This window comes from Pseudomonas sp. NPDC087185 (assembly GCF_044744955.1).
Lineage (GTDB): Bacteria > Pseudomonadota > Gammaproteobacteria > Pseudomonadales > Pseudomonadaceae > Aquipseudomonas.
This window is the reverse complement of record NZ_JBIUZK010000005.1, coordinates 213,670-238,968: the sequence shown is the minus strand read 5'-3', so window position 1 is coordinate 238,968 and position 25,299 is coordinate 213,670. Positions and strand designations below refer to the sequence as shown.

The following is a 25,299-nucleotide window of genomic DNA, read 5'->3' as shown; positions in this document are numbered from 1 at the left end:
CTCTAAACTCCGTTACCGCCTGATCCACAAGTAGTCTGCCTATGTCCCTGCGCGTGTACCTTCGCACAGCCCTGTTCGGGCTGTGCCTGTCCCTTTCGTTCGCGGCTGCCGCGGCCGAGGCCCCGACCGCCACCAGCATTCAGCACAGCCTCGACAAGATCGCCGAGCGCAAGCTGCCCGAGGCTGACCAGAAGGCCCTGCAGCAGGTGCTGGAGCAGACCCTGAGCCTGCTCGGCAACAAGGAAGACAGCGAGAAGAAGCTGGCTGCGCTCAAGCAGCAGCTGGCCGGCGCGCCGAAAGAGGCCAGCGACAGCCAGAAGGAGCTGGCCAAGCTCAAGGACAGCAAAGCGCAACCCGTCGCCCAGCGCTACGCAAGCCTCAGCGTGCCGCAACTGGAGCAACTGCTCAGCGAGCGCAACACCCTGCAAGGTGAGTTGCAGAAAGCCTTGTCCGAAGCCAACAGCCTGATCATCAATTCGCAGACCCGCCCCGAGCGCGCTCAAGCCGAGATCAGCAACAACCAGACCCGCACCCAGCAGATCAACAACATCCTCAAAAGCGGCAAGGACGGCGGCAAGGCGATCAACGCCGACCAGCGCAACCAGCTCGCTGCCGAACTGGCCTCGCTCAACGCCGTCACCCTGCTGCGCCGCCAGGAGCTGGCCGGCAACGGCCTGCTGCAAGACCTCGGCAATGCCCGGCATGATCTGCTGATCGAGCGCGCCGCCCGCCTGGAACAGGAAATCCAGGACCTGCAGACGCTGATCAACGAAAAGCGCCTGGCGCAATCCCAGCAAACCGTCACCCAGCAGTCGATCGAGGCGCAAAAGGCCGGCGGCAGCAGCTTGCTGGCCAGCGAAAGCGCGGCCAACCTCAAGCTCTCCGACTACCTGCTCAAGAGCACCGACCGCCTCAACGAGCTGACCCAGCAGAACCTGCGCACCAAGCAGCAACTGGACAGCCTGACCCAGGCCGACCAGGCCCTGGACGAGCAGATCAGCGTGCTCAAGGGCAGCCTGCTGCTGTCGAAGATCCTCTACAAGCAAAAGCAGGCGCTGCCGCACCTGAAGCTCGACCGCGACCTGGCCGACCAGATTGCCGACATCCGCCTGTACCAGTTCGAGATCAACCAGCAGCGCGAGCAGATGAGCAGCCCGGTGACCTACGTCGACAAGCTGCTGGCGAATCAGCCGCAGGAAGACGTCACCCCGGCCCTGCGCAAGGCGCTGCTGGAAGTCGCCATCACCCGCAGCGACCTGCTCGAACGCCTGAACCGTGAACTGTCGGCGCTGCTCAACGAATCGATCACCCTGCAGCTCAACCAGAAGCAGCTGCTCGGTACCGCGCAGGGCCTGCGCACTACACTCGACGAACAAATGTTCTGGATCCCCAGCAACAAGCCGCTGGATTGGGACTGGCTGAAATTCGTCCCAGAACGTTTCGCCAAGCAGGTCGCCGACCTGCCCTGGGGCTCTGGCCTCAAGGAACTGGGCGATGGCCTGAGCCAGCGCCCGCTGCTGTTCCTACCGTTGCTGCTGGTGATCGGCGCCCTGCTGTGGCGCCGCAAATACCTGTACCAGCGGCTGAGCAAAGTGCACCAGGACATCGGCCATTTCCGCCGTGACAGCCAGTGGCACACGCCGCAGGCGATCCTGATCAACATACTCCTGGCGATGCCGGTGAGCCTGGGCCTGGCCCTGTGCAGCTATGCCCTGCAGATCGACGCCCGCGGGCAGAACGCCAACCTGGGCGCGGCGCTGTGGCAACTGGCGCAGGCCTGGCTGGTGTTCTATACCGCCTACCGCATCCTCGCCCCCGGCGGCGTGGCGGAAATCCACTTCCGCTGGCACAAGCCACAGGTCGAGTTCCTGCGCGGCTGGGTACGCCGGCTGGGCACCGTGGTGCTGGCCCTGGTCGGCGTGGTGGCAGTGGCTGAACATCAGCCATCGGCGCTGGCCGACGACGTGCTGGGCATCGGTGTGGTGCTGACCTGCTATGCGCTGATGGCCTGGCTGCTCAGCCGCCTGCTGGCCAGCAGCCCGGCGCACCGCGACACCTCGCTGTTCCGCCGGGCCGTCGGGGTAGCATTCACCGCCTTGCCAATCGCCTTGTTCGTGGCGGTGTGCTTTGGCTACTACTACACCGCCCTCAAGCTCACCGACCGCCTTATCTACACCCTGTACCTGCTGATGTTCTGGCTGGTGATCGAGGCCGCCTTCGTGCGTGGCCTGTCGGTGGCCGCGCGACGCCTGGCCTACCAACGCGCCCTGAGCAAGCGTGCGGCGGCCAAGGAAGGGCTGGATGGCGAAGTCATCACCGAAGAGCCGACGCTGGACATCGAACAGGTCAACCAGCAGTCGCTGCGCCTGATCCGCCTGGCCTTGCTCGGCGGCTTCATTGCCGGCCTGTACTGGGTGTGGTCGGACCTGATCTCGGTATTCGCCTACCTCAACAACTTCACCCTGTACGAATACACCAGCGGCACCGGCACCGCTGCCAGCATGGTGCCGATCAGCCTCGGCGACCTGCTCGGCGCGCTGGTGATCGTCGGCATCACCTTCGCCCTGGCCGGCAACTTGCCGGGCCTGCTGGAGGTGCTGGTGCTGTCGCGCCTGAACCTGGCCCAGGGCAGCGCCTACGCCACCACCACGCTGCTGTCGTACACGATCGTCGGCATCGGCATCGTCAGCACCCTGTCGACCCTCGGGGTGAGCTGGGACAAGCTGCAGTGGCTGGTGGCGGCACTGTCGGTAGGCCTGGGCTTTGGCATGCAGGAGATCTTCGCCAACTTCATCTCCGGCATCATGATCCTGTTCGAGCGCCCGGTGCGCATCGGCGACACCATCACCATCGGCAACCTGTCCGGCACGGTGAGCAAGATCCGCATCCGCGCCACCACTATCACCGACTTCGACCGCAAGGACATCATCGTCCCCAACAAGACCTTCATCACCGGCCAGTTGATCAACTGGTCGCTGACCGACACGGTCACCCGGGTGACGCTGAAGCTGGGCATCGACTACGGTTCCGACCTGGACCTGGTGCGCGACTTGCTGCTCAAGGGCGCCCACGAGAACCCGCGGGTGCTCAAGGACCCGGAGCCGATCGTGTACTTCCTCAACTTCGGCGAGAGCTCGCTGGACCATGAGCTGCGCATGCACGTGCGCGACCTGGGCGACCGCAACCCCACCCTGGACGAGATCAACCGCTACATCAACCGCGAGTTCAAGGCGCACAACATCAAGATCTCGGTCCGCCAGGTCGAGGTGTTCCTGATGGACACCAAGGGCGGCAAGCAGCAGTTGATTCCCGTGGAACAGCCCAAACCGGATGGCACTGCACAGGGCTGATCGGGCTCGAATGCTTTATTCTGTGCTGAACCCCAGGAGCAGCCCGTGAAAGCCCTCGACCAACTCACCTTCGACAACCGCTTCGCCCGCCTGGGCGACGCGTTCTCCACCCAGGTCCTGCCCGAGCCTATCGCAGCACCGCGCCTGGTGGTGGCAAGCGAGTCGGCCATGGCCTTGCTCGACCTCGACCCGGCCCAGGCAGAAGCGCCTGTGTTTGCCGAGCTGTTCAGCGGCCACAAGCTCTGGGAACAGGCCGACCCGCGGGCAATGGTCTATTCCGGCCACCAGTTCGGTTCGTACAACCCGCGCCTGGGCGATGGCCGTGGCCTGCTGCTGGCCGAAGTGCTCAACGACGCAGGCGAGCACTGGGACCTGCACCTGAAGGGCGCCGGCCAGACGCCCTATTCGCGTATGGGCGACGGCCGCGCCGTGCTGCGCTCGTCGATTCGCGAGTTTCTCGCCTCCGAAGCCTTGCACGCCTTGGGCATCCCCAGCAGCCGGGCGCTGTGCGTAATCGGCTCGAGCACTTCGGTCTGGCGCGAAACCCAGGAGAGCGCCGCCATGCTCACCCGCCTGGCGCAGAGCCACGTGCGTTTCGGCCATTTCGAATATTTCTATTACACCAAGCAGCCGGAACAGCAGCGTGTACTGATCGACCACGTGCTGGAACAGCACTATCCCGAGTGCCGCGAGGCCGAGCAGCCTTACCTGGCCATGTTCCGCACCATTGTCGAACGCAACGCCGAACTGATCGCACGCTGGCAAGCCTATGGTTTCTGCCACGGGGTGATGAACACCGACAACATGTCGATCCTGGGCATCACCTTCGATTTTGGCCCGTTCGCCTTCCTCGACGACTTCGACGCCAACTTCATCTGCAACCATTCCGATGACCGTGGCCGCTACAGCTACGCCAACCAGGTGCCGATCGCCCACTGGAACCTCAGCGCCCTGGCCCAGGCATTGACCACGGTGATCGAGGTCGAGCCATTGAAGGAGGCGCTGGGGTTGTTCCTGCCGCTGTACCAAGCGCACTACCTGGACCTGATGCGCCGACGCCTGGGGCTTACCACCGCCGAGGACGACGACATGGCGCTGGTCGAGCGCCTGCTGCAGCGCATGCAGAGTGGCGGCGTGGACTACAACCTGTTCTTCCGCACGTTGGGCGAGCAGCCGGTGCCTGAGGCGCTGAATGCTGTACGCGACGATTTCATCGACCTGGCCGGTTTCGATGCCTGGGGCGCGGACTACCTGGCCCGCTGCGAGCGCGAACCGGGCAACGCAGAAGGCCGCCGTGAGCGGATGCATGCGGTGAACCCGCTGTATGTGCTGCGTAACTATCTGGCGCAGAAGGCCATCGAGGCAGCGGAGGCTGGCGACTACAGTGAGGTGCGGCGGCTGCACCAGGTGTTGACCCAACCATTCGAGGAACAAACCGGCATGCAGGCCTATGCCGAGCGGCCGCCAGAATGGGGCAAGCACTTGGAAATCAGCTGTTCCTCGTGACCCACGCCAGCCCCTGTGCAAACCTGTAAGGAATGACATGACCGACCCACTGCTGATCCCCTGCCCTCACTGCAACGGCCTCAACCGCCTGCCCGCCGCGCGCCTGGGCGATGCGCCAAAATGCGGCCGCTGCAAACAGGATGTGCTGTTGAGCCAGCCGTTCGAACTCAGCGAAGCCAACTATGCCAGCCAGATCAAAGGCGACCTGCCGCTGCTGATCGATGTCTGGGCCGACTGGTGCGGCCCGTGCAAATCCTTCGCCCCCACCTTCGAACAGGCCGCCCGCCAGCTCAGCGGCCACTGCCGCCTGGCCAAGCTCGACAGCGAAGCCCACCGCAACCTGGCCGGGCAACTGGGCATCCGCTCGATCCCCAGCCTGATCCTGTTCAAGAACGGCCGCGAAGTCAGCCGCCAGGCTGGCGCGTTTCCACTGCAGTCGTTGCTGGAGTGGTTGCGCAGCCAGGGGGTTTGATTTTCAAGCGCTGGCTAGAAACGATTCGTAATATGACGGCTATTCGCTGCGCTCAAGCATATCGTGTAACTCGACAAACTGCTGCGTCAGCTTGTGCCGTGGCTCCAAGTGAATCAGCGGCAAGCTGGCATGATGCGATTCGCGCATCTTCACCGAGCTGTTGAGGTAGACCGGTAGCACCGGCAGGCCTTCGGCCAGCAGCTCATCCAGCATCTGCTGCGGCAGGCTGGCGCGGGACTGGAACTGGTTGACGACGATGCCTTCGACCATCAGGTCTTCATTGTGGTCGTCCTTCAACTCTTCGATCTCGGCCAGCAGGCCGTAGAGGGCCTGACGCGAGAAACTGTCGCAGTCGAAGGGAATGAGTACGCGATCTGCTGCAATCAACGCAGAAACCGCATAGAAGTTGAGCGCAGGCGGGGTATCGATGTAGATGCGATCGTAATCCTCGTCCAGCTCGTCGAGCAACTTACGCAGCTTGTTGATCTTGTGCTTGGCTTCGAGCTTGGGTTGCAAGTCGGCCAGCTCGGGGGTGGCAGTGACCACGTGCAGGTTGTCGAACGGGGTTTCGTAGATATCGACCTTGTTCTTCTTGCTGAACGGCCCGCTGGACAGGCTTTGCTTGAAGAAGTCGGCGATGCCCATGGGGATGTCATCGCCGGTCAGGCCGGTCAGGTACTGCGTCGAGTTGGCCTGGGCATCCAGGTCGATCAACAGGGTCCGATAGCCTTCGCTGGCACTCACTGCCGCCAGGTTGCAAGCGATGCTCGACTTGCCCACACCGCCTTTCTGATTGAACACCACGCGCCGCATGAGAGACCTCCGTGTATCAACGAATGCCCGAGTATGTGGCGGCGCAACGGCAATGGCCAGCACCTCTTGGCCCAACCGGCACAAACGGCGACCAACAACCGCCCCGCACCGTCCATCGGAAATCACTTACAGCAGTTACCGACATCGGCGCATTCCCACATAGCCATTGTCTGATGGCAAATCATGTAACCTGTATTTGCTACACACCCCCGGCACCGGGATAATCGCGCGCCGTTCATCGAATGCGCCAACCCGGTTTCGTGTTACTCCCTGCGCAAGCAAACCCCACAGGGCGGGAAGTCTGAAAACATCGTGATCACCTTCGATATCAGCCAATGGCGCGCCTGGGCTCCCGGCCTGGACACGCCTGCCGACTGGCAGGCCTGGGCGCTGGGCAGCTTGAGCCCGCAGCGCGACGGGCCTGCGCCGGACGTGTCGTTCCTGCCTGCCCTGCAGCGCCGTCGCCTCAGCCACTTGGCGCGCATGGCGTTCGCCGTTGGCTGGCCATTGGCCGAAGGGCGGGGGGCATTGCCGCTGGTCTTCGTCTCGCGTCACGGCGAAACCCCGAAAACCTTCTCGATGCTCAGCGAACTGGCCACACAGCAACCGCTGTCGCCTACCCAGTTCAGCCTCTCGGTACACAACGCGGTGGTCGGCCTGTGGTCGATCCTGCGCGGCGAAACCAGCGAAATGACTGCCCTTGCCGCTGCCGGCGACGGTTTCGAACACGGTGTGCTGGAAGCTGCCGCACTACTGGCCGAAGGCGCGGCTGCGGTGCTGCTGATCGTGACCGAAGAGCTGCCGGCAGAAGCCTATCGCCCGTGGATCGACGATGTGCCATTCGCCTATGCCGTGGGCCTGTTGCTGACCCCTGGCCAGCAATGGCGGCTGACCGCGCAGCCTGCGTCGTCAGCCCGACCTGCCCAACTGCCCCACGCCCTGAGCTGGTTGCAAGCCACGCTGCAAGGGCGTGAAACCCTCACTCACTCGTGGAAGCGCCGCGCATGGAACTGGCAACGACAGCCGTGAGCAGGTTCCGCGATGCCTATTACTGGCGCCTGCTGGCCACTGCGGCGAGCTTTGCCGTGTTCGGCCTGGGCAGCCTGTGCCTCGGGCTGCTGGTGTTCCCCCTGCTGGCCTGCCTGCCAGGCGGCCCGGTGCGCCATCGCCAGCGTGCCCGCCATACCATCAGCTGGCTGTTCTGGCGGTTCATTCGCCTGATGCGCGGGCTGGGCGTGCTGACGTACCAGATCGACGGCGCCGAGCGCCTGGGCCGCCCTGGCCAGCTGATCATCGCCAACCACCCTTCGCTGATCGACGTGGTGTTCCTGATCGGCTTGGTGCGCGAGGCCAATTGCGTGGTCAAGCACAGCCTGTTCGGCAATCCCTTTACCCGCGGCCCGATCAAGGAAGCCCAGTACATCGGCAATGACGGCAGCATCGACATGCTCGACAATGCGGTCACGGCACTGCGCCAGGGCCAGCCGCTGATCATCTTCCCGGAAGGCACGCGCACGCCGCCCGGCCAGGCGCCAGCCTTTCATCGCGGCGCCGCGGCGATCGCCTTGCGCGGTGCGAAAATCATCACGCCGGTGACGATCAAGGTCAGCCCTACCACCCTGACCAAGAACGAACCCTGGTACCGCATCCCCGGCCGCCGCGTGCACTTTACCCTCGCCGTCGGCGCCGATATCGACCCCCAGGCGTTTGCCACCCAGGGGCCTGCGCCGCAAGCGTCGCGCAAACTCAACGATTACCTGCACCAGTACTACATCAAGGAGCTCGCCACCGATGAGCGTGCCACTACAAGACCTCAACCGTGACCTAAAACAACTGATCATCGACGCACTGGGCCTCGAAGACATCAGCGTGCAAGACATCGACGACCAGCAACCGCTGTTTGGAGAAGGCCTGGGCCTGGACTCGGTCGATGCCCTGGAGCTGGGCCTGGCCCTGCAGAAGCGCTACGGCATCAAGATCGACGCCGATGCCAAGGACACCCGTAACCACTTCAGCAACGTCGCCGCCCTGGCCGCGTTCGTCACTGCCCGTCAGGCCGCCTGAGACCGCACCATGCAAACCCGCGAAGACATCTACAACATCCTCAGCGACGCCCTGGTCGAACTGTTCGAGCTCGACCCCGCGGCCATCAGCCTGCAAGCCAACCTGTACCAGGACCTGGAAATCGACAGCATCGACGCCATCGACCTGCTCGACCACATCAAGCGCCAGACCGGCAAGAAAATCGCCGCCGACGACTTCAAGTCGGTACGCACCGTCAATGACGTGGTCGAAGCCGTGTTCCGTCTGGTCAACCCGGCGGCATGAAGCGCCTGGTCGGCCTCGGCCTGCTGCTGGCCGGTGTGCTGTATCCGTTTGCCGTGTACTTCGGCATGGCCCACTTCGCCCCCTGGCAGTTCGGTTTGCTGCTGGGTGCGCTGTGGCTGGGCCGCGCACTCAGCACCCGGCGGCCGGGCAACGTGTGGATGACCGTTGCGGCGCTGGGCTTCTGCGCGCTGCTGGGGCTGTCCGACAGCGCGCAGCTGTTGCGCTGGTATCCGGTGTTGATCAACAGCTTCCTGCTGGCCCTGTTCGGCACCAGCCTGCTGCGCGGCATGCCGATGGCCGAACGGCTGGCACGCCTGCGTGAACCCCAGCTGCCGCCCAGGGCGGTGCGCTACACGCGGCGCGTGACCCAGGTGTGGTGTGTGTTCTTTCTGGTCAACGGCCTGATCGCCGCCGGCCTTACCCTGTGGGCGCCACTGAGCTGGTGGACCCTGTACAACGGCCTGATTGCGTATGCCGCCATGGGCCTGCTGTTCGCCGTCGAATGGCGAATCAGACAACGTGTGCGAGCGCGCTCATGAACTGGATCAACCTCGAACACCTTCTGCAGCCCCTCGCGGCGCCGCGCCCAGTTACCCAGGCCCCCGCGCTGGCCCATGCCGAACTGTGCGAGCAGGCCCTACGCCTGGCGGGCGGCCTGCAAAAACGTGGCGTGCAGCGCCTGGCCGTGCACCTGGACGATGCTGCGCAACTGGCTATCGCCCTGCTCGGCGCCTGGCGCGCGGGCGTCGAGGTGCTGTTGCCAGCCGACCTGCAGCCGGGCACCCGCACACGCTGGAGCCCGCAGGTCGACCTGTGGCTCAGCGACCTGCCCGGCGACATCACGATTGCCGACCTGCAAGGCGCGCCGCTGGCGCCTGCCGAGCTCGACCTCGAGCAATGCCGCATCAGCCTGTGCACCTCGGGTTCCAGTGGCGAGCCCAAGCGTATCGACAAGCAACTGCGCCAGCTGGCCAACGAGGTCTTGGCCCTGGAGCGGTTGTGGGGCGAAGCGCTGGGCCAGGCCTGGATCGTCGGCAGTGTCGCCACCCAGCATATCTACGGCCTGTTGTTCCGCGTGCTCTGGCCATTGTGTGCCGGGCGCGGTTTCGAACGCCGCCAACTGCCCTTCCCCGAAGACCTGCAACGCGCAAGCCTGCCGCACCCGGCCTTCGCCTGGGTGGCCAGCCCGGCGCTGCTCAAGCGCATGGGCGATAACCTCGATTGGCCGGCCCTGAGCCAGGTGCGCCGGGTATTCTCCTCGGGCGGCGAACTGCCTGCCGACGCCGCACACAGGCTGCACCAGCGGCTGGGCCAATGGCCCACGGAGATCCTCGGCAGCTCCGAAACCGGTGGCATCGCCTGGCGCCAGGGTGGAAGGCTGTGGCAGCCGTTTGCCGATGTGCAACTGAGCCAGGATGAGCACGGCGCCTTGTGCATCGCCTCGCCGTACTTGCCGGCCGGGCATGTCGAACGCAGTGCCGATGCCGCCGAAATGGCTGCCGATGGCCGTTTTCAGTTGCTCGGCCGCCTCGACCGCATCGTCAAGCTGGAAGAAAAACGCATTTCACTGCCGATGTTCGAACAACTGCTGTGCGACCACGCCTGGGTCAGCGAGGCGCGCCTGGGCGTGATCGAGCAGGGCCGTGCCTACCTCGGCGCACTGCTGGTGCTGTCGCCCGCCGGCCTGCATGCCTTGCGCAACCAAGGCCGACGCGCCGTGATCGGCAGCTTGCGCGACCATCTGGGCGGGCACTGCGAAGCCATGGCCCTGCCACGGCGCTGGCGCCTGCTGCGCCAGCTGCCGCTCAACACCCAGGGCAAGCTGCCCCAGGCAGAGGTGCAGGCGCTGCTGCTGGCCGCACGCAGCATGGCCCCTGAAGTGCTGGGCCAAACGGTGCTGGGCGATGAACTGCAGCTGCGCCTGGCCGTGCCGCCGGACCTCGCCTGCTTCCCCGGCCATTTCCCGCAGACCCCGGTGTTACCCGGGGTGGTGCAGATCGACTGGGCCATCGCCCTGGCCGGGGAGCGGCTCGCGCCCAAGCAGCGCTTCGTCGGCATGGAGGTGCTGAAGTTCCAGAACGTGGTGCGCCCTGGCGATGAACTGACGCTGACCCTGCGCTTTGACGCTGAACGCGGCAAGCTGTACTTCAATTTCGACTGCGCCGGGCAGGTCTGCTCCAGCGGCCGTATCCTGCTGGAGGCTGAGCGTGCATAAACCCTGCGCGGTGATCCCGGTGTACGACCACGAGCAGGCGGTGCCGGCCGTGGTCGCCGACCTGCTGCGTGCCGGCCTGCCCTGCGTGCTGGTCGACGACGCCAGCCATGCGCCTTGCGCCCAGGTGTTGCAGCAGTTGGCTGACCAGCAGCAGGTCTACCTGGTTACGCTCCCGGTCAATCAGGGCAAGGGCGGCGCGGTCATGGCCGGGTTGCGCGAAGCGGCGCGGCTGGGTTTCAGCCATGCCTTGCAGGTGGACGCCGATGGCCAGCACGACCTGGCCGACGTCACGCTATTCCTGGCCCAGTCGCAGGCTTATCCACAAGCGCTGGTGTGCGGTTATCCACAATACGATGCCAGCGTGCCCAAGGGGCGCTTGTATGCACGCTACCTCACCCACGTGTGGGTGTGGATCAACAGCCTGTCGCTGCAGATCCCCGATTCGATGTGCGGCTTTCGGGTCTATCCGCTGCCCGCCACCCTGGCGCTGATCGGCAGCGTAAAGCTGGGCCGGCGCATGGACTTCGACCCCGAGATCCTGGTGCGCCTGGCATGGCGCGAGCAGCCCATGCGCTGGCTGCCGACCCGGGTGCATTACCCGCAGGATGGCCGTTCGCACTTTCGCCTGGTGCACGACAACGCGCTGATCTCGAAAATGCACGCCAAGCTGTTTTTCGGCATGCTCGTGCGCGCGCCGCTGATCCTGTGGCGCAGGTGGCGCCGATGAGCGAACGGCACTGGGCCAGACAACAGGAACGCGGCAGCTTCTGGCTGATGAAGCTGACCGCCGCACTGCTGCGCCTGCTCGGCCGCCGTGCGCTGAGCCCGCTGATCCACCTGATCGTCGCCTACTTCTTCCTGTTCGGCCGCCGCGCCCGGCGCAGCGCCTGGCAGTACCAGCAACGCCTGCACCAGTGGAGCGGCGGGCAGACCGCGCGCCCCAGCCACTGGCAGGTGTTCCGCCAGTTCATGGCCTTCGCCGACGCCCTGCTGGACAAGCTCGACGTGTGGCATGGCAAGCTGAGCCTGGCCGACATCGACATCGACGACCCGGCCCAACTGCGCCCGCAACTGCGGGGCACACGTGGGCAGATGCTGGTAGGCGCACACCTGGGCAACCTGGAGGTGTGCCGCGCCCTGGCCGAACTCGGCGAGCGAGTCCCCATGAACGTGCTGGTGCATACGCGCCACGCCGAGCGCTTCAACCGCCTGTTGGGCGAAGCCGGAGCGAGCAATGTACGGCTGATCCAAGTCAGTGAACTGGACCCGGCGATCATGCTGCAACTGGCCGAACGCCTGGAGCGTGGCGAATGGCTGGCCATCGCCGGCGACCGGGTACCGCTGCAGGGTGCGCGCACGGTCGAGGTGGACTTCCTCGGCCAGCCGGCGGCCTTCCCGCAAGGCCCGTGGTTGTTGGCCGGCATGCTCGAATGCCCACTCAACCTGCTGTTCTGCATCAAACACCAGGGCCGCTACCGCATTACCCTCGAACCCTTTGCCGAGCGCCTGCAGTGGCGCCGCGGCCAGCGCGATCAGCTGATCGCCGAGTGGACCACGCGCTATGCCGAACGCCTGGGCCATTACTGTGCCCAGGCGCCCTTGCAGTGGTTCAATTTCTACCCCTTCTGGAAGACCGATGACGATGCATCCGCATGAGCCTGTCACGTTCGGCGAGTCGCCGCTGGCAATCGAAGATGTCCTGGCCCTGGCCGAAGGCCGTGCAGCGGTGCGCCTGCAGGATGACGCCACCTACCGCGAACGCATTGCCCACGGCGCGCGCTTTCTCGACACCCTGCTCGACAAGGAAGGTGTGATCTACGGCGTGACCACCGGCTATGGCGACTCGTGCGTGGTGGCCGTACCGCTGGAGCACGTCGAAGCCCTGCCTCGGCACCTGTACACCTTCCATGGCTGCGGCCTGGGCAAACTGCTCGACGCCCCCGCCACCCGCGCCGTGCTGGCTGCCCGCCTGCGCTCGCTGAGCCATGGCGTTTCGGGCGTACGCGTGGTGCTGCTGGAGCGCCTGTGCGACTTTCTCAACCACGACATACTGCCGCTGATCCCTGAAGAGGGTTCGGTGGGTGCCAGTGGTGACCTGACGCCGCTGTCGTATGTTGCGGCGACATTGTCCGGCGAACGCGAGGTGATGTACCGGGGCCAGCGCCGCAGCAGTGCCGACGTGCACCGCGAACTGGGCTGGCAGCCGCTGGTGCTGCGGCCCAAGGAAGCGTTGGCCTTGATGAACGGCACGGCGGTGATGACCGGCCTGGCCTGCCTGGCCTTCGCACGCGCCCACTACCTGCTGCAACTGGCCACGCGCATCACTGCACTCAATGTCATCGGCCTGCAGGGCAACCCGGAACACTTCGACGAGCGCCTGTTCGCCGCCAAACCGCACCCCGGCCAGACGCAGGTCGCCGCCTGGCTGCGCCAGGACCTGGCCATCGACGCCCCGCTGCCGCCGCTGCATCGCTTGCAGGACCGCTACTCGCTGCGCTGCGCACCGCACGTGCTGGGCGTGCTGGCCGACAGCCTGGGCTGGTTGCGCGGCTTCATCGAAACCGAACTGAACAGCGCCAACGACAACCCGATCATCGACGGCGACGCTGAGCGGGTGCTGCATGGTGGGCACTTTTATGGCGGCCATATCGCCTTCGCCATGGACAGCCTGAAGACCCTGGTGGCCAATGTCGCCGACCTGCTCGACCGCCAGCTCGCGCTGCTGGTCGATACCCGCTACAACCATGGCCTGCCGAGCAACCTGTCCGGCGCCGAGGCCGACCGGGCGATGCTCAACCACGGCTTCAAGGCCGTACAGATCGGCGCCAGCGCCTGGACCGCCGAAGCCCTCAAGCAGACCATGCCGGCCAGCGTGTTCTCGCGCTCCACCGAGTGCCACAACCAGGACAAGGTGAGCATGGGCACCATCGCCGCACGCGATGCGCTGCGCGTGCTGGAGTTGACCGAGCAGGTTGCCGCCGCTTCGCTGCTGGCCGCCAACCAGGCGGTCTGGCTACGGACCCGCCACGACCAGGGCTACGGCCTGCCACCAGCCCTGGCACAGATGCACGAGGCGCTGCTGGCGGAGTTTGCCCCGGTGATCGAAGACCGTGCCCTGGAAGGCGACCTGCGCCTGTGCCTGCAGCGTATCGGCGAACGCCACTGGAGGCTGCATGCGTAACCCCGGCGTGTTCCACGTGGACAGCGAGATCATCGTGCCCTTCTTTGATGTCGACAGCATGCACATCGTCTGGCACGGGCATTACGTCAAGTACCTGGAAGTGGCGCGCTGCGCGCTGCTCGACCGCCTGGCGCACAATTACCTGCAGATGCAGGCCAGCGGTTACGCCTGGCCGGTGATCGACCTGCAGCTGCGGTACATCCGTGGCGCCACCTTCGGCCAGCGCCTGCGCGTGCGCGCCAGCCTGGTGGAATGGGAGAACCGCCTGAAGGTCCATTACCTGATCAGCGATGCCGATACCGGCGAGCGCATGACCCGCGCCAGCACCGTGCAGGTGGCCGTGCACATCGAAAGCGGCGAAATGCAGCTGGCGTCGCCGCAGGTGATGCTCGACGCCGTGCAGCAGGTGCTGGCATGAAGCGCCTTTTGGCCGTGTTCGGCCTGCTGCTCGTCAGCCCGCTTGCCTTGGCCTTCGGCCTCGACGACCTGCAGAAGCAGCTGAGCGAGCCGGCCGTGGTGAGCGGCCCGTTCGTGCAGGAAAAACACCTGCGCGCCCTGCCGCAGCCACTGCTGAGCAAGGGCCGCTTCGTGCTCGCCCGCGACCATGGCCTGCTGTGGCTGCTGCAAACGCCGCTGCGCCAGGATTACCGCATCGACGCCAACGGCATCGCCCGGCGTGACCCCAGCGGCTGGCAGACCCTGCCCAACCGCAGCGCCGGGGCCGAGCAGAACCGACTGTTCTTCGCCGTGCTGCAAGGCGACAGCAGCGGCCTGCAACGGGACTTCGAGCTGGCCCTGTCGGGCACCGCGCAACACTGGCAACTGCAGCTGACGCCGCGCTCGCTGCTGCTCAAGCAGGTCTTCACACGCATCGATATCAGCGGCGGGCGGTTTGTAGAACGCATCGAATTGAGCGAGACCCAAGGTGACAGCACCGTGCTGCGCATGCCCGAAAGCAGCGCCGCCAGCGCGCTGAGCGATACGGAGCGCAGCGACTTTGCCGACTGAACGCCTGTTGCCGCGCCTCTTCCTGGGGCTGCTGCTGGCCATGCTTGCCATCGCCGGCTGGCAGTGGCAGCGCGCAGCGCCCTTGTCGGCCGACTTGATGACGCTGGTGCCTGGCGCCACCGAGGACCCGTTGCTCAAGCGGGCCGAACAGCGCATGCAGGAGCCGCTCAACCGTGAACTGCTGGTGCTGGTCGGCCACAGCGACCGCGAGCAAGCGCTGGCCCTGGCGCAGGCACTGGCAGCGCATTGGCAGGCCAGCGGGTTGTTCGAAACAGTACAGTGGAGCCTGCAGACCGACCTGCAGGCCCTGCGTGAGCAGCTCCTGCAAGGCCGCCTGGCCATGCTGGCGGCCAGCGACCGCCAGCAATTGGTCGAGCACCCAGACGCCTTTGTCGAGCAGCGCGTGCAAAGCCTGTTCGACCCCTTCACCGGGTTCAGCCTGGTCCCCAGCCAGGACGACTGGCTGGGCCTGACCGGGCGTATCCAGAACAGCCAGCCGAAACCCGCCAACGTGGCGCTGGACACCGCCAATGGCGCGCTGATCGCCGAGGCTGACGGGAAACATTGGGTACTGCTGCGCGCCCGCACCCTGGGCAATGCCTTCGACCTCCACCTGCCGCTGCAAGTCGCCGAGCTGCTGGCCGAGGGCCGCCTGCAGGCCGACAAAACTGGCGCTCACCTGCTGGCAGCCAGTGGGTTGCTGCACGCGGCAGCCGGCCAGCAGCAGGCCAGCCGGGAAATCACCTGGGTGGGCGGTGGCGCGACAGTGGGCATCCTGCTGCTGTTGCTGCTGGCCTTCCGGCGCTGGCGGGTGCTGCTGGCCTTCGTGCCAGTGCTGGTGGGCATGCTGTTCGGCTCGGTGGTGTGTGTGGCGTTGTTCGGCCAGATGCATGTGATGACCCTGGTCCTCGGCTCGAGCCTGATCGGTGTAGCGGTGGACTACCCGCTGCACTATCTGTCCAAGAGCTGGAGCCTCAAGCCCTGGCGCAGCTGGCCGGCCGTGCGCCTGACCCTGCCCGGCATGAGCCTGAGCCTGGCGACCAGTTGCATCGGTTACCTGGCCCTGGCCTTCACCCCCTTCCCGGCGCTGACCCAGATTGCCGCGTTCTCGGCAGCCGGCCTGATAGGCGCCTACCTGAGTGCGGTGTGCCTGCTGCCCGCGCTGCTCGCTGGCATGCAATTACAGCCAGCACGCTGGCCGTTGCAGGTCGCCCAAGCACTCACCCGCTGGCGCGAACGGCTGCTGCGCAAAGTGCCCAGCGCCGTGCTGCTGGGGCTGCTGATGGTGTTCTGCGCGGCGGGCCTGTGGCGCCTGAGCAGCCACAACGACATCCGCCAATGGGTCGCCAGCCCGCCGCAGTTGCTCGAAGAGGCGCAAGCCGTCGCACGCATCACCGGCTACCAGCCCACCAGCCAGTTCTACCTGGTGCATGGCGCCGATCAACAACAGTTGCTCGAACGCCTGAGCCTGCTGTCGGGCACACTTGACGAACTGGTCGACCTGGGCAAGCTCAAAGGCTACATGAGCCTCGGGCAACTGGCCGCCAGCCCGGCGCAACAGGCCCAGGTACGCCAAGCCCTGGCGGCGTTGCCACAGCACTGGCAACCGTTGCTGAACCTGGGTGTGCCCCAGGCAGCGCTGCAGGCCGAGCTGGAGCAGTTGCAGCACCTGCCGACGCAGACCATCGAGCAGGTGCTGGCAGGGCCTTTAGGGGAGGCGTGGCGGCCGCTGTGGCTGGGCAACGATGGCGCTGGCGTGGCGGCCATCGTCAGCTTGCAGGGCTTGGGCGATGCGGCTTTGCTGCGCCTGCAGGTCGAAGACCTGGAAGGCGTGCAACTGGTGGATCGACTGGGTGAGCTGAACCAGCTGTTTGCCGCGACTCAGGTGAGTGCCGCCGAACTGAAGCTATTGTCCTGCGTGCTGATCCTGGCCCTGCTGGTGCTGCCATTCGGCCTGCGCGGTGCGCTGCGCATCGTCGCCCTGCCCCTGCTGGCGGCGCTGTGCAGCCTGGCGTGCCTGGGCTGGCTGGGCCAACCGCTGACGCTGTTCAGCCTGTTCGGCCTGCTGCTGGTGACGGCCATCAGCGTCGACTACGCGATCCTCATGCATGAACATATCGGCGGGGCCGCCGTGAGCCTGCTCGGCACCCTGTTGGCGGCACTGACCACCTGGCTGTCGTTTGGCCTGCTGGCATTGTCCGCCACCCCGGCCGTCAGCAACTTCGGCCTGGCGGTAAGCCTGGGCCTGGCTTTCAGCTTCCTGCTGGCGCCCTGGGCCGCCCAGCGTCCAGGCACACGCGCCGCACAGGAGCACGCATGAAGTACCTGATCACTGTCGCCATGTGCCTGCTGCTCGGTGCCTGCGCTACGCACCCACCCCTGCCGGCCCACGCGCCGACGCTCGAACTGCCGCAGCAGCTGCATGTGCAGCGTGAGCAGGCCGGGCAGCGCCAGGACTGGTTGCTGGTCGTACAGCGCGAAGACGACCGCCTGCGCTGGTCGCTGCTCGACCTGTTGGGCATCCCCCAGGCCCGCCAGTTGCTCGACGGCCAACAGTGGCAAGCCGACGGCCTGTTGCCGCCCAACTCAGCGGCACGTGAGCTGTTTGCCGCCGTGCTGTTTGCCCTGACCCCCGCCGAGCAGTTGCAGTGGCTTTACCCTGAAGCGCGCCAGCAGGGCCAGCAACGCTGGTTGAACGCACGCTGGCAGGTCAGTTACCGGGGCCCCGGCGTCTTCGATCTGACCCTGGGCCAAGGCCTGAATTATCACGTCGAGCCAATGCCAAACGAGAACGCCCCATGACCGCCTACCTGAATGCGCTGGGCCTGGTCTGTGCCCTTGGCCAAGGCCAGGCCGAAGTCGCCGCCCGCCTGCTTGCCGGTGATTGCTCCGGCATGCAGCCCGAGGCTGGCTGGGTGCCCGAACGTTGCCTGCCCGTCGGTGCCGTAAGCGGCGCACTGGCACCGGTACCGCTGGCCGAACATCACAGCCGCAACAACCAGCTGCTGTATGCCGCAGCCCTGCAGATCGAGCCGGCCATCCGCGAGGCCATTGCCCTTCACGGCCCGCAGCGCATTGCCGTGATACTCGGCACCAGCACCTCGGGCATCGAAGAAGCCAGCGCAGGCATTGCCCACCACCTGCAGGCCGGCGAGTTCCCCAAGCACTATCGCTACGACCAGCAAGCCCTGAGCGCCCCCGCCGAGTTTCTGGCCGACTGGCTGCAGCTGAGCGGGCCGGCCTATGTGATTTCCACGGCCTGCACCTCCAGTGGCCGGGCCTTGATGAGCGCCCGACGGCTGCTGCAACTGGGGGTGTGCGATGCCGTGCTGTGCGGTGGCGTGGACACCCTGTGCGGCCTGACCCTCAACGGCTTCAGCGCCCTGGAGGCGGTCAGCGAACAACCGTGCAACCCCTTCTCGGCCAACCGTGCCGGGATCAATATCGGCGAGGGGGCAGCCCTGTTCCTGATGAGCCGCGAAGGCAATGCTCAAGGCCGGTCCATTGCCCTGCTCGGCGCCGGCGCCAGCTCAGATGCCCACCACATCTCGGCGCCGGACCCGACCGGCAACGGCGCCTTGCACGCCATGGCCAAAGCCCTCGACAATGCAGGCCTCACACCTGCGCAGATCGGCTACCTGAACCTGCATGGCACCGCCACGGCGCACAATGACGCCATGGAGAGCCAGGCCGTGCACCGACTGTTCGGGGCCGGCTTGCCATGCTCGTCGAGCAAACCCATGACCGGGCATACCCTGGGGGCTGCAGGTGCGCTGGAAGCGGCGTTCTGCTGGCTGGTACTCAGCGGGCACAACCCACTTGGCAGGCTGCCGCCGCATGCCTGGGACGGCCAGGCCGACCCGCTGCTGCCGGCACTCGACCTGGTGACCGCTGAGCATCGGCTGCCCACCGAGCGGCCACGCCGGTTGATGAGCAACTCGTTCGCCTTTGGCGGCAACAATGTCAGCCTGATTCTCGGAGATGCACCATGATCCCCTGGCCACTGGCCGAGCTGTTGCCCCACGCGGGCGAGATGATCCTGATCGATCAGGTCGACAGCTGCGACGACGAGCAGATCCACACCCATACCGTGGTGCGCCAGGGCGGCTTGTTCAACCGTGCCGACGGCAGCCTGCCGGCCTGGCTCGGTATCGAGCTGATGGCGCAGAGCGTGGCAGCTTTTGCCGGTTGCCGTGCGCGCCGCAATGGCCAGCCGGTGGCGCTGGGCTTTCTGCTCGGTACGCGCAAATACCAATGCGATGTGGAACACTTCCCGCTGGGTGCCGAGCTGCACGTTCACGCCATGCGTTCGCTGGAAGACGACAACGGTATGGGTGTGTTCGAATGCCACCTGCGCGGCCCCGGCATCCACGCCAGCGCACGTCTGAATGTCTATACCCCGCCGCAACCCGCCCGCTACCTGGCAGAAGCCGGCCCTGAGGAACCCACCCATGACTGACACCATCCTGGTCACCGGCTCCAGCCGCGGCATCGGCCGGGCCATTGCCTTGCGCCTGGCACAAGCCGGTTACGACCTGGTGCTGCATTGCCGCAACGGCCGCGCCGACGCCGATGCCGTGGCCGCCCAGGTCCGCGAGCTGGGCCGGCAAGCACGGGTGCTGCAGTTCGATGTCGCCGACCGTGCGGCCTGCAAGGCCATCCTGGAGCAGGATGTGGAAAGCCATGGCGCCTATTACGGCGTGGTGTGCAACGCTGGCCTGACACGTGACGGCGCGTTCCCGGGGCTGAGCGAAGAGGACTGGGACCTGGTGATGCGCACCAACCTCGACGGTTTTTTCAACGTCCTGCAGCCGCTGACCATGCCGATGATTCGCCGCCGGGCGCCGGGGCGCATCGTCTGCATCACCTCGGTTTCCGGCCTGATCGGCAACCGTGGCCAGGTCAACTACAGCGCCTCCAAGGCCGGGCTGATCGGCGCTGCCAAGGCGCTGGCGATCGAACTGGGCAAGCGCAGGATCACCGTCAACTGCGTGGCGCCGGGGCTGATCGACACGGCCATGCTCGACGATCACGTGCCCGTCGACGAGCTGCTGAAAATGATCCCCGCCGGGCGCATGGGCACGCCTGAGGAAGTGGCCGGTGCGGTGAACTTCCTGATGTCGCCCGAGGCGGCCTACATCACCCGCCAGGTGCTGGCCGTCAATGGAGGGTTGTGCTGATGCGCCGCGTCGTGGTCACCGGCATGGCCGGCATCACTGCCCTGGGCAACGACTGGGCGACCATCGCCGGGCACGTTGCCGGGCAGCGCAGCGGCATCCGCCGCATGCACGAGTGGGACCGCTTTGCCGAGCTCAACACGCGCCTGGCCGGCCCCATCGACGACTTCGAAGTGCCCAGCCACTGGACCCGCAAGCAGCTGCGCAGCATGGGGCGCGTCTCGCGCCTGGCGGTCGCCGCTGCCGAACGCGCCCTGGCCGATGCCGGGTTGCTCGACGACCCCAGCATCCGCGACGGGCGCATGGGCGTAGCCTGCGGCTCGTCCACGGGCAGCACCGACGAGATCAAGACCTTCGGCAACATGCTGATGAATTCGGTGGCCGACGGCCTGAACGCCAACTCCTATGTGCGCATGATGCCGCACACCACCGCAGCCAACATCAGCATCTTCTTTGGCCTTACCGGGCGCCTGATCCCGACCTCCAGCGCCTGCACCAGCGGCAGCCAGGGGGTTGGCTACGCCTATGAAGCGATCAAGTACGGCCGCCTGCCGCTGATGCTCGCCGGCGGCGCCGAAGAGCTGTGCCCTACCGAAGCGATGGTGTTCGATGCGCTGTATGCCACCAGCCTGAAGAACGACACGCCGCAGCTCACCCCACGCCCCTATGACAAAGACCGTGATGGCCTGGTGATCGGTGAGGGGGGCGGCATGCTGGTGCTCGAAGAACTGCAGCACGCGCTGGCGCGCGGGGCGAAGATCTACGCCGAAGTGGTCGGTTTCGGCAGCAACGCCGACGGCCAGCACATCACCCGGCCGGAGCAGGTCACCATGGGCCGGGCCATGCAGCTGGCCCTGGATGATGCCGGCCTGGCCGCCGAGGCGATCGGCTACGTCAACGGCCACGGCACCGCCACCGAACAGGGCGACATCGCCGAGACCCAGGCCACCAGCAGCCTGTTCGGCCCACGCATGCCGATCAGTTCGCAGAAGAGCTTCCTGGGGCATACCCTAGGGGCCTGTGGTGCGCTGGAGTCGTGGTTCAGCATCGAGATGATGAACAGCGACCGCTACGTGCCCACGCTCAACCTCGACCAGGTCGACCCGCTGTGTGGCGAACTGGACTACCTGACCGGTGATTTCCGGGTGATGAGCAATGAGTACGTGATGAACAACAACTTCGCCTTTGGCGGGGTCAACACCTCGCTGATCTTCCGCCGCTGGGTTTGAAAAGCGCTCGGTGTTCAGCTCGTCATCAGCCCGGTAAGCAACTCAGCGAAGGCCTTGGCCATCGCTGACGCGCCGCGCTCGCGCTGCACCAGCCACACGGCCGACGTTGCCCCCTCGTCCAGCAAGGTGCGGTACACCACGCCCTCGATGCGCATGCGCTGGAAAGAAGCCGGCAACACCGAAACCCCCAACCCCGCAGACACCAACCCGATGATGGTCATCGCCTCGCCTGCCTCCTGGGCAAAATGCGGGCTGAACCCCGCCTGCCGCGCCAGGCTCAGCAACTGCGCGTGCAGCCCGCTGCCGTAGCTGCGCGGAAAGAACACGAACGGCTCATGGGCCAGCGCCGCCATGTGCACACCCTGCTCGGTCCCCTCGGCCAGGGGATGCGAAGCATTGATCACCGCCACCAGCGGCTCGCGGAACAGCTCGGTGGCAACCAGACCTTCCGGTAGTGGCATGGGCCGCATCAGCCCAACCTCGATGGACTCGTCGAATACACCTTCGGCGACATCGCGGCTGCTCATCTCCTTCAGGTTCAGGTGCACGGCCGGGAAGCGCTGACGGAAAGCATGGATGGCCTTGGGGATTTTCGAGGTGAAGGGTGCCGAGGAGGTGAAGCCGATCTTCATCTCGCCCAGCTCACCCAATTGCGCCCGGCGCGCCACATCGGCCGCCTTCTCCACCTGCGCCAGCACCTGGCGGGCCTCCTCGAGGAACAGCCGCCCAGCCTCGCTCAGCTCGACCCGACGATTGGTACGCTCGAACAGCCGGGCCCCCAGCTCCTGCTCCAAGGCCTGGATCTGCTGGCTCAATGGTGGCTGGGAAATGCCCAGCTGCTGGGCCGCCCGGCCAAAATGCAGCTCTTCGGCAACCGCAATGAAATACCGCAGGTGGCGCAGTTCCATGTCTGCCTCCAGAACAGGTCGTGAAACGTCTTAAATAGGTCGAACAATATATTGGAACTAATCATTAGCCAGCTATATGCTTTTTTCATTGCGCCAGAGGCACCCGCCCGTGAAAACTGCTGTATCCCCCCTCCCCGTCGACCCCGAGCCTGCCCCGCTGAACGAGATCTGGATCGAAAGAGGCACGCCCGCCTTCATGAAGACCGTGCTCGCCCTGTTCAGTGGTGGTTTTGCCACCTTCGCCCTGCTGTATTGCGTGCAGCCGATGATGCCGCTGCTGTCGCAGGAGTTCTCGATCAACGCCGCACAGAGCAGCCTGGTGCTGTCGGTGTCGACCGCCATGCTGGCGTTCGGCCTGCTGATCACCGGGCCGATCTCCGACCGCATCGGGCGCAAACCGGTGATGGTGTTCGCGCTGCTGTGCGCTGCGTTATCGACCATGGTCAGTGCGGTGATGCCGACCTGGGAAGGCGTACTGGCGACGCGAGCACTGGTCGGCCTGTCGCTGAGCGGCCTGGCGGCGGTGGCGATGACCTACCTGAGCGAGGAGATTCACCCACAGCACATCGGCCTGGCCATGGGCTTGTACATTGGCGGCAACGCCATTGGCGGCATGAGCGGCCGGCTGATCACTGGCGTGTTGATCGACTTCGTCAGCTGGCACACGGCAATGCTGACTATCGGTGGCCTGGCCCTGATCGCGGCCTTGGTGTTCTGGAAGGTGCTGCCCGAATCGCGCAATTTCCGCTCGCAGACGCTGCACCCACGCAGCCTGCTGGACGGCTTTGTCATGCACTTCAAGGACGCCGGCCTGCCCTGGCTGTTCCTCGAGGCCTTCCTGCTGATGGGCGCCTTCGTCACCCTGTTCAACTACATCGGCTACCGCCTGCTGGCCGAGCCGTATCACATGAACCAGGCGCTGGTCGGCCTGCTGTCGGTGGTTTACTTGTCGGGCATCTACAGTTCGGCGCAGGTCGGCGCCCTGGCTGACAAGCTGGGCCGGCGCAAGGTGTTCTGGGCCAGCATCGTGGTGATGGCAGGCGGTATGTTGATGACCTTGGCGTCACCGCTGGCGCTGGTGATCCTGGGCATGCTGGTATTTACTTTCGGCTTCTTTGGCGCGCATTCGGTGGCCAGCAGCTGGATCGGCCGCCGGGCGTTGAAGGCCAAGGGGCAAGCTTCATCGCTGTACCTGTTCTGCTATTACGCGGGGTCGAGCGTGGCCGGGACGGCCGGTGGGGTGTTCTGGCACCAGTGGGGCTGGAACGGGATCGGGCTGTTCATTGGCAGCTTGCTGGCGGTGGCGTTGCTGGTGGCTTTGAAGTTAAGCAGGCTTGCACCCAAGACTGCCTGATACAGGGCTGCTCTGCAGCCCAATCGCCGGCAAGCCGGCTCCTACAGTTTCAGCAGCGCTGCTGAACCCTGTGGGAGCCGGCTTGCCGGCGATTGGGCCTTCGGATCAGTTCACGATCTCGACGATATCCACATCCACTTCACGGCTCATCAGGTGTTTCTCCACCTCGCCGGTCAGCTTGACCTTGGTCTTGTCGTTGAACGGCGTCGGCGGGAGGTCTTCATCGTCGATTTCGACGGTGATGGTGCCGGTGTTGTCCTTGAATTCGTACTTGTCGTCGTTGTTGATCTTCTTGGTCACATAACCCTGCAGCACCACCGGCGTGTCATCGGCGGCGTCGTTGGCAGCGGCGACGGTGGTGACCGACTGGGCGCCTGGGCCGGTGTAGCCGGCAGCGAGGGCGGCGGTGCTGAACAGAGGGGCGAGGATCAGGGCAAGGTAACGAGCTTTCATGAGGATCGGGTCCTGTTTCGGTTTCGATGGGACCAGATTAACGACGATCGCTGAATTTAAACTTAACGCAAAAAAACCGGCGCATAGGCCGGTTTTTTTGTGGCACATCAGATCACAGGTGGTACTGCGCCGACAGCTCGTGCACGGCGTTGATGAACACACCGGCATGCTCCGGGTCGACTTCCGGGGTAATGCCGTGGCCCAGGTTGAACACGTGGCCCGTGCCCTTGCCGTAGCTCGCCAGAATGCGCGCCACTTCCTGGCGAATAGCCTCGGGCTTGGCGTACAGCACGGTCGGGTCCATGTTGCCTTGCAGCGCTACCTTGTCACCGACGCGACGGCGGGCATCGCCGATCTCGCAGGTCCAGTCCAGGCCCAGGGCGTCGGCACCGGCTTCGGCAATGCTTTCCAGCCACAGGCCGCCGTTCTTGGTGAACAGGATAACCGGCACCTTGCGGCCTTCGTGCTCGCGGATCAGGCCGCTGACGATCTTGCGCATGTAGGCCAGGGAGAATTCCTGGTACGCCGCTGCCGACAGGTTGCCACCCCAGGTGTCGAAGATCTGCACCGCCTGCGCGCCTGCCAGAATCTGGCCATTGAGGTAGCTGGTGACCGACTGGGCCAGCTTGTCCAGCAGCAGGTGCAGGGCTTGCGGGTTGTCGTAGGCCATCGCCTTGGTCTTGCGGAAGTCCTTGGACGAGCCGCCTTCGACCATGTAGGTGGCCAGCGTCCACGGGCTGCCAGAGAAACCGATCAGCGGCACGCGGCCGTTGAGTTCGCGACGGATGGTGCTGACCGCGTCCATCACGTAGCCGAGGTCTTTCTGTGGGTCAGGCACCTGCAGCGCTTCGATGTCGGCCGGGGTGCTGATGACTTTCTTGAAACGCGGGCCTTCGCCGGTTTCGAAGTACAGGCCAAGGCCCATGGCGTCGGGGATGGTGAGGATGTCCGAGAACAGGATCGCCGCGTCCAGCGGGTAGCGGTCCAGTGGCTGCAGGGTGACCTCGCAGGCGAACTGCGGGTTCATGCACAGGCTCATGAAGTCGCCAGCCTTGGCGCGGCTGGCGCGGTATTCTGGCAGGTAGCGACCGGCCTGGCGCATCATCCACACCGGGGTGACGTCTACGGGTTGCTTGAGCAGTGCACGCAGGAAACGATCGTTCTTCAGGGCAGTCATGTCGGCATCCGGCAAAAAAGTGCGGGCATTTTCTCAGACGCACACAGAAAAGGCACGGCTGTTTGCCGTGCCTTTTGTCTATCGGTATGTCCTGGATCAATAGATTTTGTATACAAAACCCAGTGCAA

General features: G+C 65.4%; 25 protein-coding genes. 21 read left to right on the top strand and 4 right to left on the bottom strand.

The window, feature by feature from the left end:
• Positions 1-41: 41 nt before the first annotated feature.
• Genes mscK through trxC form a run of 3 tightly spaced genes read left to right on the top strand, consistent with a single transcriptional unit; the run spans position 42 to position 5,328 of the window.
• Positions 42-3,350, top strand: a complete 3,309-nt coding sequence (gene mscK / locus ACIPIJ_RS18725; protein ID WP_401079372.1) for a mechanosensitive channel MscK — start codon at positions 42-44, stop codon at positions 3,348-3,350.
• Positions 3,351-3,395: 45 nt separating this feature from the next.
• Complete coding sequence (gene selO / locus ACIPIJ_RS18720; protein WP_401079370.1) at positions 3,396-4,856, top strand: protein adenylyltransferase SelO; 1,461 nt, start codon at positions 3,396-3,398, stop codon at positions 4,854-4,856.
• 37 nt (positions 4,857-4,893) lie between these two features.
• Positions 4,894-5,328, top strand: coding sequence for a thioredoxin TrxC (gene trxC, locus ACIPIJ_RS18715; protein ID WP_401079368.1), 435 nt, complete (start codon positions 4,894-4,896; stop codon positions 5,326-5,328).
• A gap of 39 nt (positions 5,329-5,367) precedes the next feature.
• Here the strand turns inward: trxC and ACIPIJ_RS18710 are convergent, their stop codons facing one another.
• Entirely contained in the window at positions 5,368-6,141 is a 774-nt protein-coding gene (locus ACIPIJ_RS18710; protein ID WP_401079366.1) for a ParA family protein, read from the bottom strand.
• Positions 6,142-6,453: 312 nt separating this feature from the next.
• On the opposite strand from ACIPIJ_RS18710, the gene ACIPIJ_RS18705 reads away from it, so the two are divergent.
• Genes ACIPIJ_RS18705 through ACIPIJ_RS18625 form a run of 17 tightly spaced genes read left to right on the top strand, consistent with a single transcriptional unit; the run spans position 6,454 to position 21,279 of the window.
• On the top strand, positions 6,454-7,170 hold the full coding sequence (locus tag ACIPIJ_RS18705; protein WP_401079364.1) for a beta-ketoacyl synthase chain length factor: 717 nt from the start codon (positions 6,454-6,456) through the stop codon (positions 7,168-7,170).
• Complete coding sequence (locus ACIPIJ_RS18700; protein WP_401079362.1) at positions 7,146-7,964, top strand: lysophospholipid acyltransferase family protein; 819 nt, start codon at positions 7,146-7,148, stop codon at positions 7,962-7,964. The genes ACIPIJ_RS18705 and ACIPIJ_RS18700 overlap by 25 nt, the downstream gene beginning before the upstream one ends.
• Positions 7,933-8,205, top strand: coding sequence for a phosphopantetheine-binding protein (locus tag ACIPIJ_RS18695; RefSeq protein ID WP_401079360.1), 273 nt, complete (start codon positions 7,933-7,935; stop codon positions 8,203-8,205). The genes ACIPIJ_RS18700 and ACIPIJ_RS18695 overlap by 32 nt, the downstream gene beginning before the upstream one ends.
• A 9-nt stretch (positions 8,206-8,214) precedes the next feature.
• Entirely contained in the window at positions 8,215-8,469 is a 255-nt protein-coding gene (locus tag ACIPIJ_RS18690; RefSeq protein ID WP_401079358.1) for an acyl carrier protein, read from the top strand.
• A complete protein-coding gene (locus tag ACIPIJ_RS18685; RefSeq protein WP_401079356.1) occupies positions 8,466-9,008 on the top strand; it encodes a hypothetical protein in 543 nt (180 codons plus the stop codon). Before ACIPIJ_RS18690 ends, ACIPIJ_RS18685 begins: the two co-directional genes overlap by 4 nt.
• Complete coding sequence (locus tag ACIPIJ_RS18680) at positions 9,005-10,684, top strand: AMP-binding protein (RefSeq protein WP_401079354.1); 1,680 nt, start codon at positions 9,005-9,007, stop codon at positions 10,682-10,684. Before ACIPIJ_RS18685 ends, ACIPIJ_RS18680 begins: the two co-directional genes overlap by 4 nt.
• Positions 10,677-11,411 carry a glycosyltransferase family 2 protein gene (locus ACIPIJ_RS18675; protein ID WP_401079352.1) on the top strand — a complete coding sequence of 245 codons (735 nt, stop codon included), beginning with the start codon at positions 10,677-10,679 and terminating at the stop codon, positions 11,409-11,411. Before ACIPIJ_RS18680 ends, ACIPIJ_RS18675 begins: the two co-directional genes overlap by 8 nt.
• Entirely contained in the window at positions 11,408-12,340 is a 933-nt protein-coding gene (locus ACIPIJ_RS18670) for a glycosyl transferase (protein WP_401079350.1), read from the top strand. Before ACIPIJ_RS18675 ends, ACIPIJ_RS18670 begins: the two co-directional genes overlap by 4 nt.
• Positions 12,321-13,865: a histidine ammonia-lyase gene (gene hutH, locus ACIPIJ_RS18665; protein ID WP_401079348.1), complete on the top strand. Its 1,545-nt coding sequence runs from the start codon at positions 12,321-12,323 to the stop codon at positions 13,863-13,865. The genes ACIPIJ_RS18670 and hutH overlap by 20 nt, the downstream gene beginning before the upstream one ends.
• Positions 13,858-14,283: an acyl-CoA thioesterase gene (locus tag ACIPIJ_RS18660; RefSeq protein ID WP_401079346.1), complete on the top strand. Its 426-nt coding sequence runs from the start codon at positions 13,858-13,860 to the stop codon at positions 14,281-14,283. The genes hutH and ACIPIJ_RS18660 overlap by 8 nt, the downstream gene beginning before the upstream one ends.
• The gene (locus ACIPIJ_RS18655) at positions 14,280-14,873 is read left to right on the top strand and encodes an outer membrane lipoprotein carrier protein LolA (RefSeq protein ID WP_401079344.1); all 594 of its coding nucleotides are present in this window, start codon (positions 14,280-14,282) and stop codon (positions 14,871-14,873) included. The genes ACIPIJ_RS18660 and ACIPIJ_RS18655 overlap by 4 nt, the downstream gene beginning before the upstream one ends.
• Complete coding sequence (locus ACIPIJ_RS18650) at positions 14,863-17,193, top strand: MMPL family transporter (protein WP_401079342.1); 2,331 nt, start codon at positions 14,863-14,865, stop codon at positions 17,191-17,193. The genes ACIPIJ_RS18655 and ACIPIJ_RS18650 overlap by 11 nt, the downstream gene beginning before the upstream one ends.
• Complete coding sequence (locus ACIPIJ_RS18645; RefSeq protein ID WP_401079340.1) at positions 17,190-17,675, top strand: hypothetical protein; 486 nt, start codon at positions 17,190-17,192, stop codon at positions 17,673-17,675. Before ACIPIJ_RS18650 ends, ACIPIJ_RS18645 begins: the two co-directional genes overlap by 4 nt.
• The gene (locus ACIPIJ_RS18640; protein WP_401079338.1) at positions 17,672-18,865 is read left to right on the top strand and encodes a beta-ketoacyl-[acyl-carrier-protein] synthase family protein; all 1,194 of its coding nucleotides are present in this window, start codon (positions 17,672-17,674) and stop codon (positions 18,863-18,865) included. Before ACIPIJ_RS18645 ends, ACIPIJ_RS18640 begins: the two co-directional genes overlap by 4 nt.
• Positions 18,862-19,332 carry a 3-hydroxylacyl-ACP dehydratase gene (locus ACIPIJ_RS18635; protein WP_401079336.1) on the top strand — a complete coding sequence of 157 codons (471 nt, stop codon included), beginning with the start codon at positions 18,862-18,864 and terminating at the stop codon, positions 19,330-19,332. Before ACIPIJ_RS18640 ends, ACIPIJ_RS18635 begins: the two co-directional genes overlap by 4 nt.
• Positions 19,325-20,053 carry a 3-oxoacyl-ACP reductase FabG gene (gene fabG, locus ACIPIJ_RS18630; protein WP_401079334.1) on the top strand — a complete coding sequence of 243 codons (729 nt, stop codon included), beginning with the start codon at positions 19,325-19,327 and terminating at the stop codon, positions 20,051-20,053. The genes ACIPIJ_RS18635 and fabG overlap by 8 nt, the downstream gene beginning before the upstream one ends.
• Positions 20,053-21,279: a beta-ketoacyl-ACP synthase gene (locus ACIPIJ_RS18625; protein WP_401079332.1), complete on the top strand. Its 1,227-nt coding sequence runs from the start codon at positions 20,053-20,055 to the stop codon at positions 21,277-21,279. Before fabG ends, ACIPIJ_RS18625 begins: the two co-directional genes overlap by 1 nt.
• 14 nt (positions 21,280-21,293) lie before the next feature.
• Here ACIPIJ_RS18625 and ACIPIJ_RS18620 read toward each other — a convergent pair whose 3' ends face one another.
• The gene (locus ACIPIJ_RS18620) at positions 21,294-22,187 is read right to left on the bottom strand and encodes a LysR substrate-binding domain-containing protein (RefSeq protein WP_401079330.1); all 894 of its coding nucleotides are present in this window, start codon (positions 22,185-22,187) and stop codon (positions 21,294-21,296) included.
• 109 nt (positions 22,188-22,296) lie between these two features.
• On the opposite strand from ACIPIJ_RS18620, the gene ACIPIJ_RS18615 reads away from it, so the two are divergent.
• Positions 22,297-23,541: an MFS transporter gene (locus ACIPIJ_RS18615; protein WP_401079328.1), complete on the top strand. Its 1,245-nt coding sequence runs from the start codon at positions 22,297-22,299 to the stop codon at positions 23,539-23,541.
• 105 nt (positions 23,542-23,646) lie between these two features.
• On the opposite strand, the gene ACIPIJ_RS18610 is transcribed toward ACIPIJ_RS18615, so the two are convergent.
• Positions 23,647-23,994, bottom strand: coding sequence for a YgiW/YdeI family stress tolerance OB fold protein (locus ACIPIJ_RS18610; RefSeq protein WP_401079326.1), 348 nt, complete (start codon positions 23,992-23,994; stop codon positions 23,647-23,649).
• A 112-nt stretch (positions 23,995-24,106) separates the two neighbouring features.
• A complete protein-coding gene (hemE, locus tag ACIPIJ_RS18605) occupies positions 24,107-25,171 on the bottom strand; it encodes a uroporphyrinogen decarboxylase (RefSeq protein WP_401079324.1) in 1,065 nt (354 codons plus the stop codon).
• Positions 25,172-25,299: the final 128 nt, after the last annotated feature.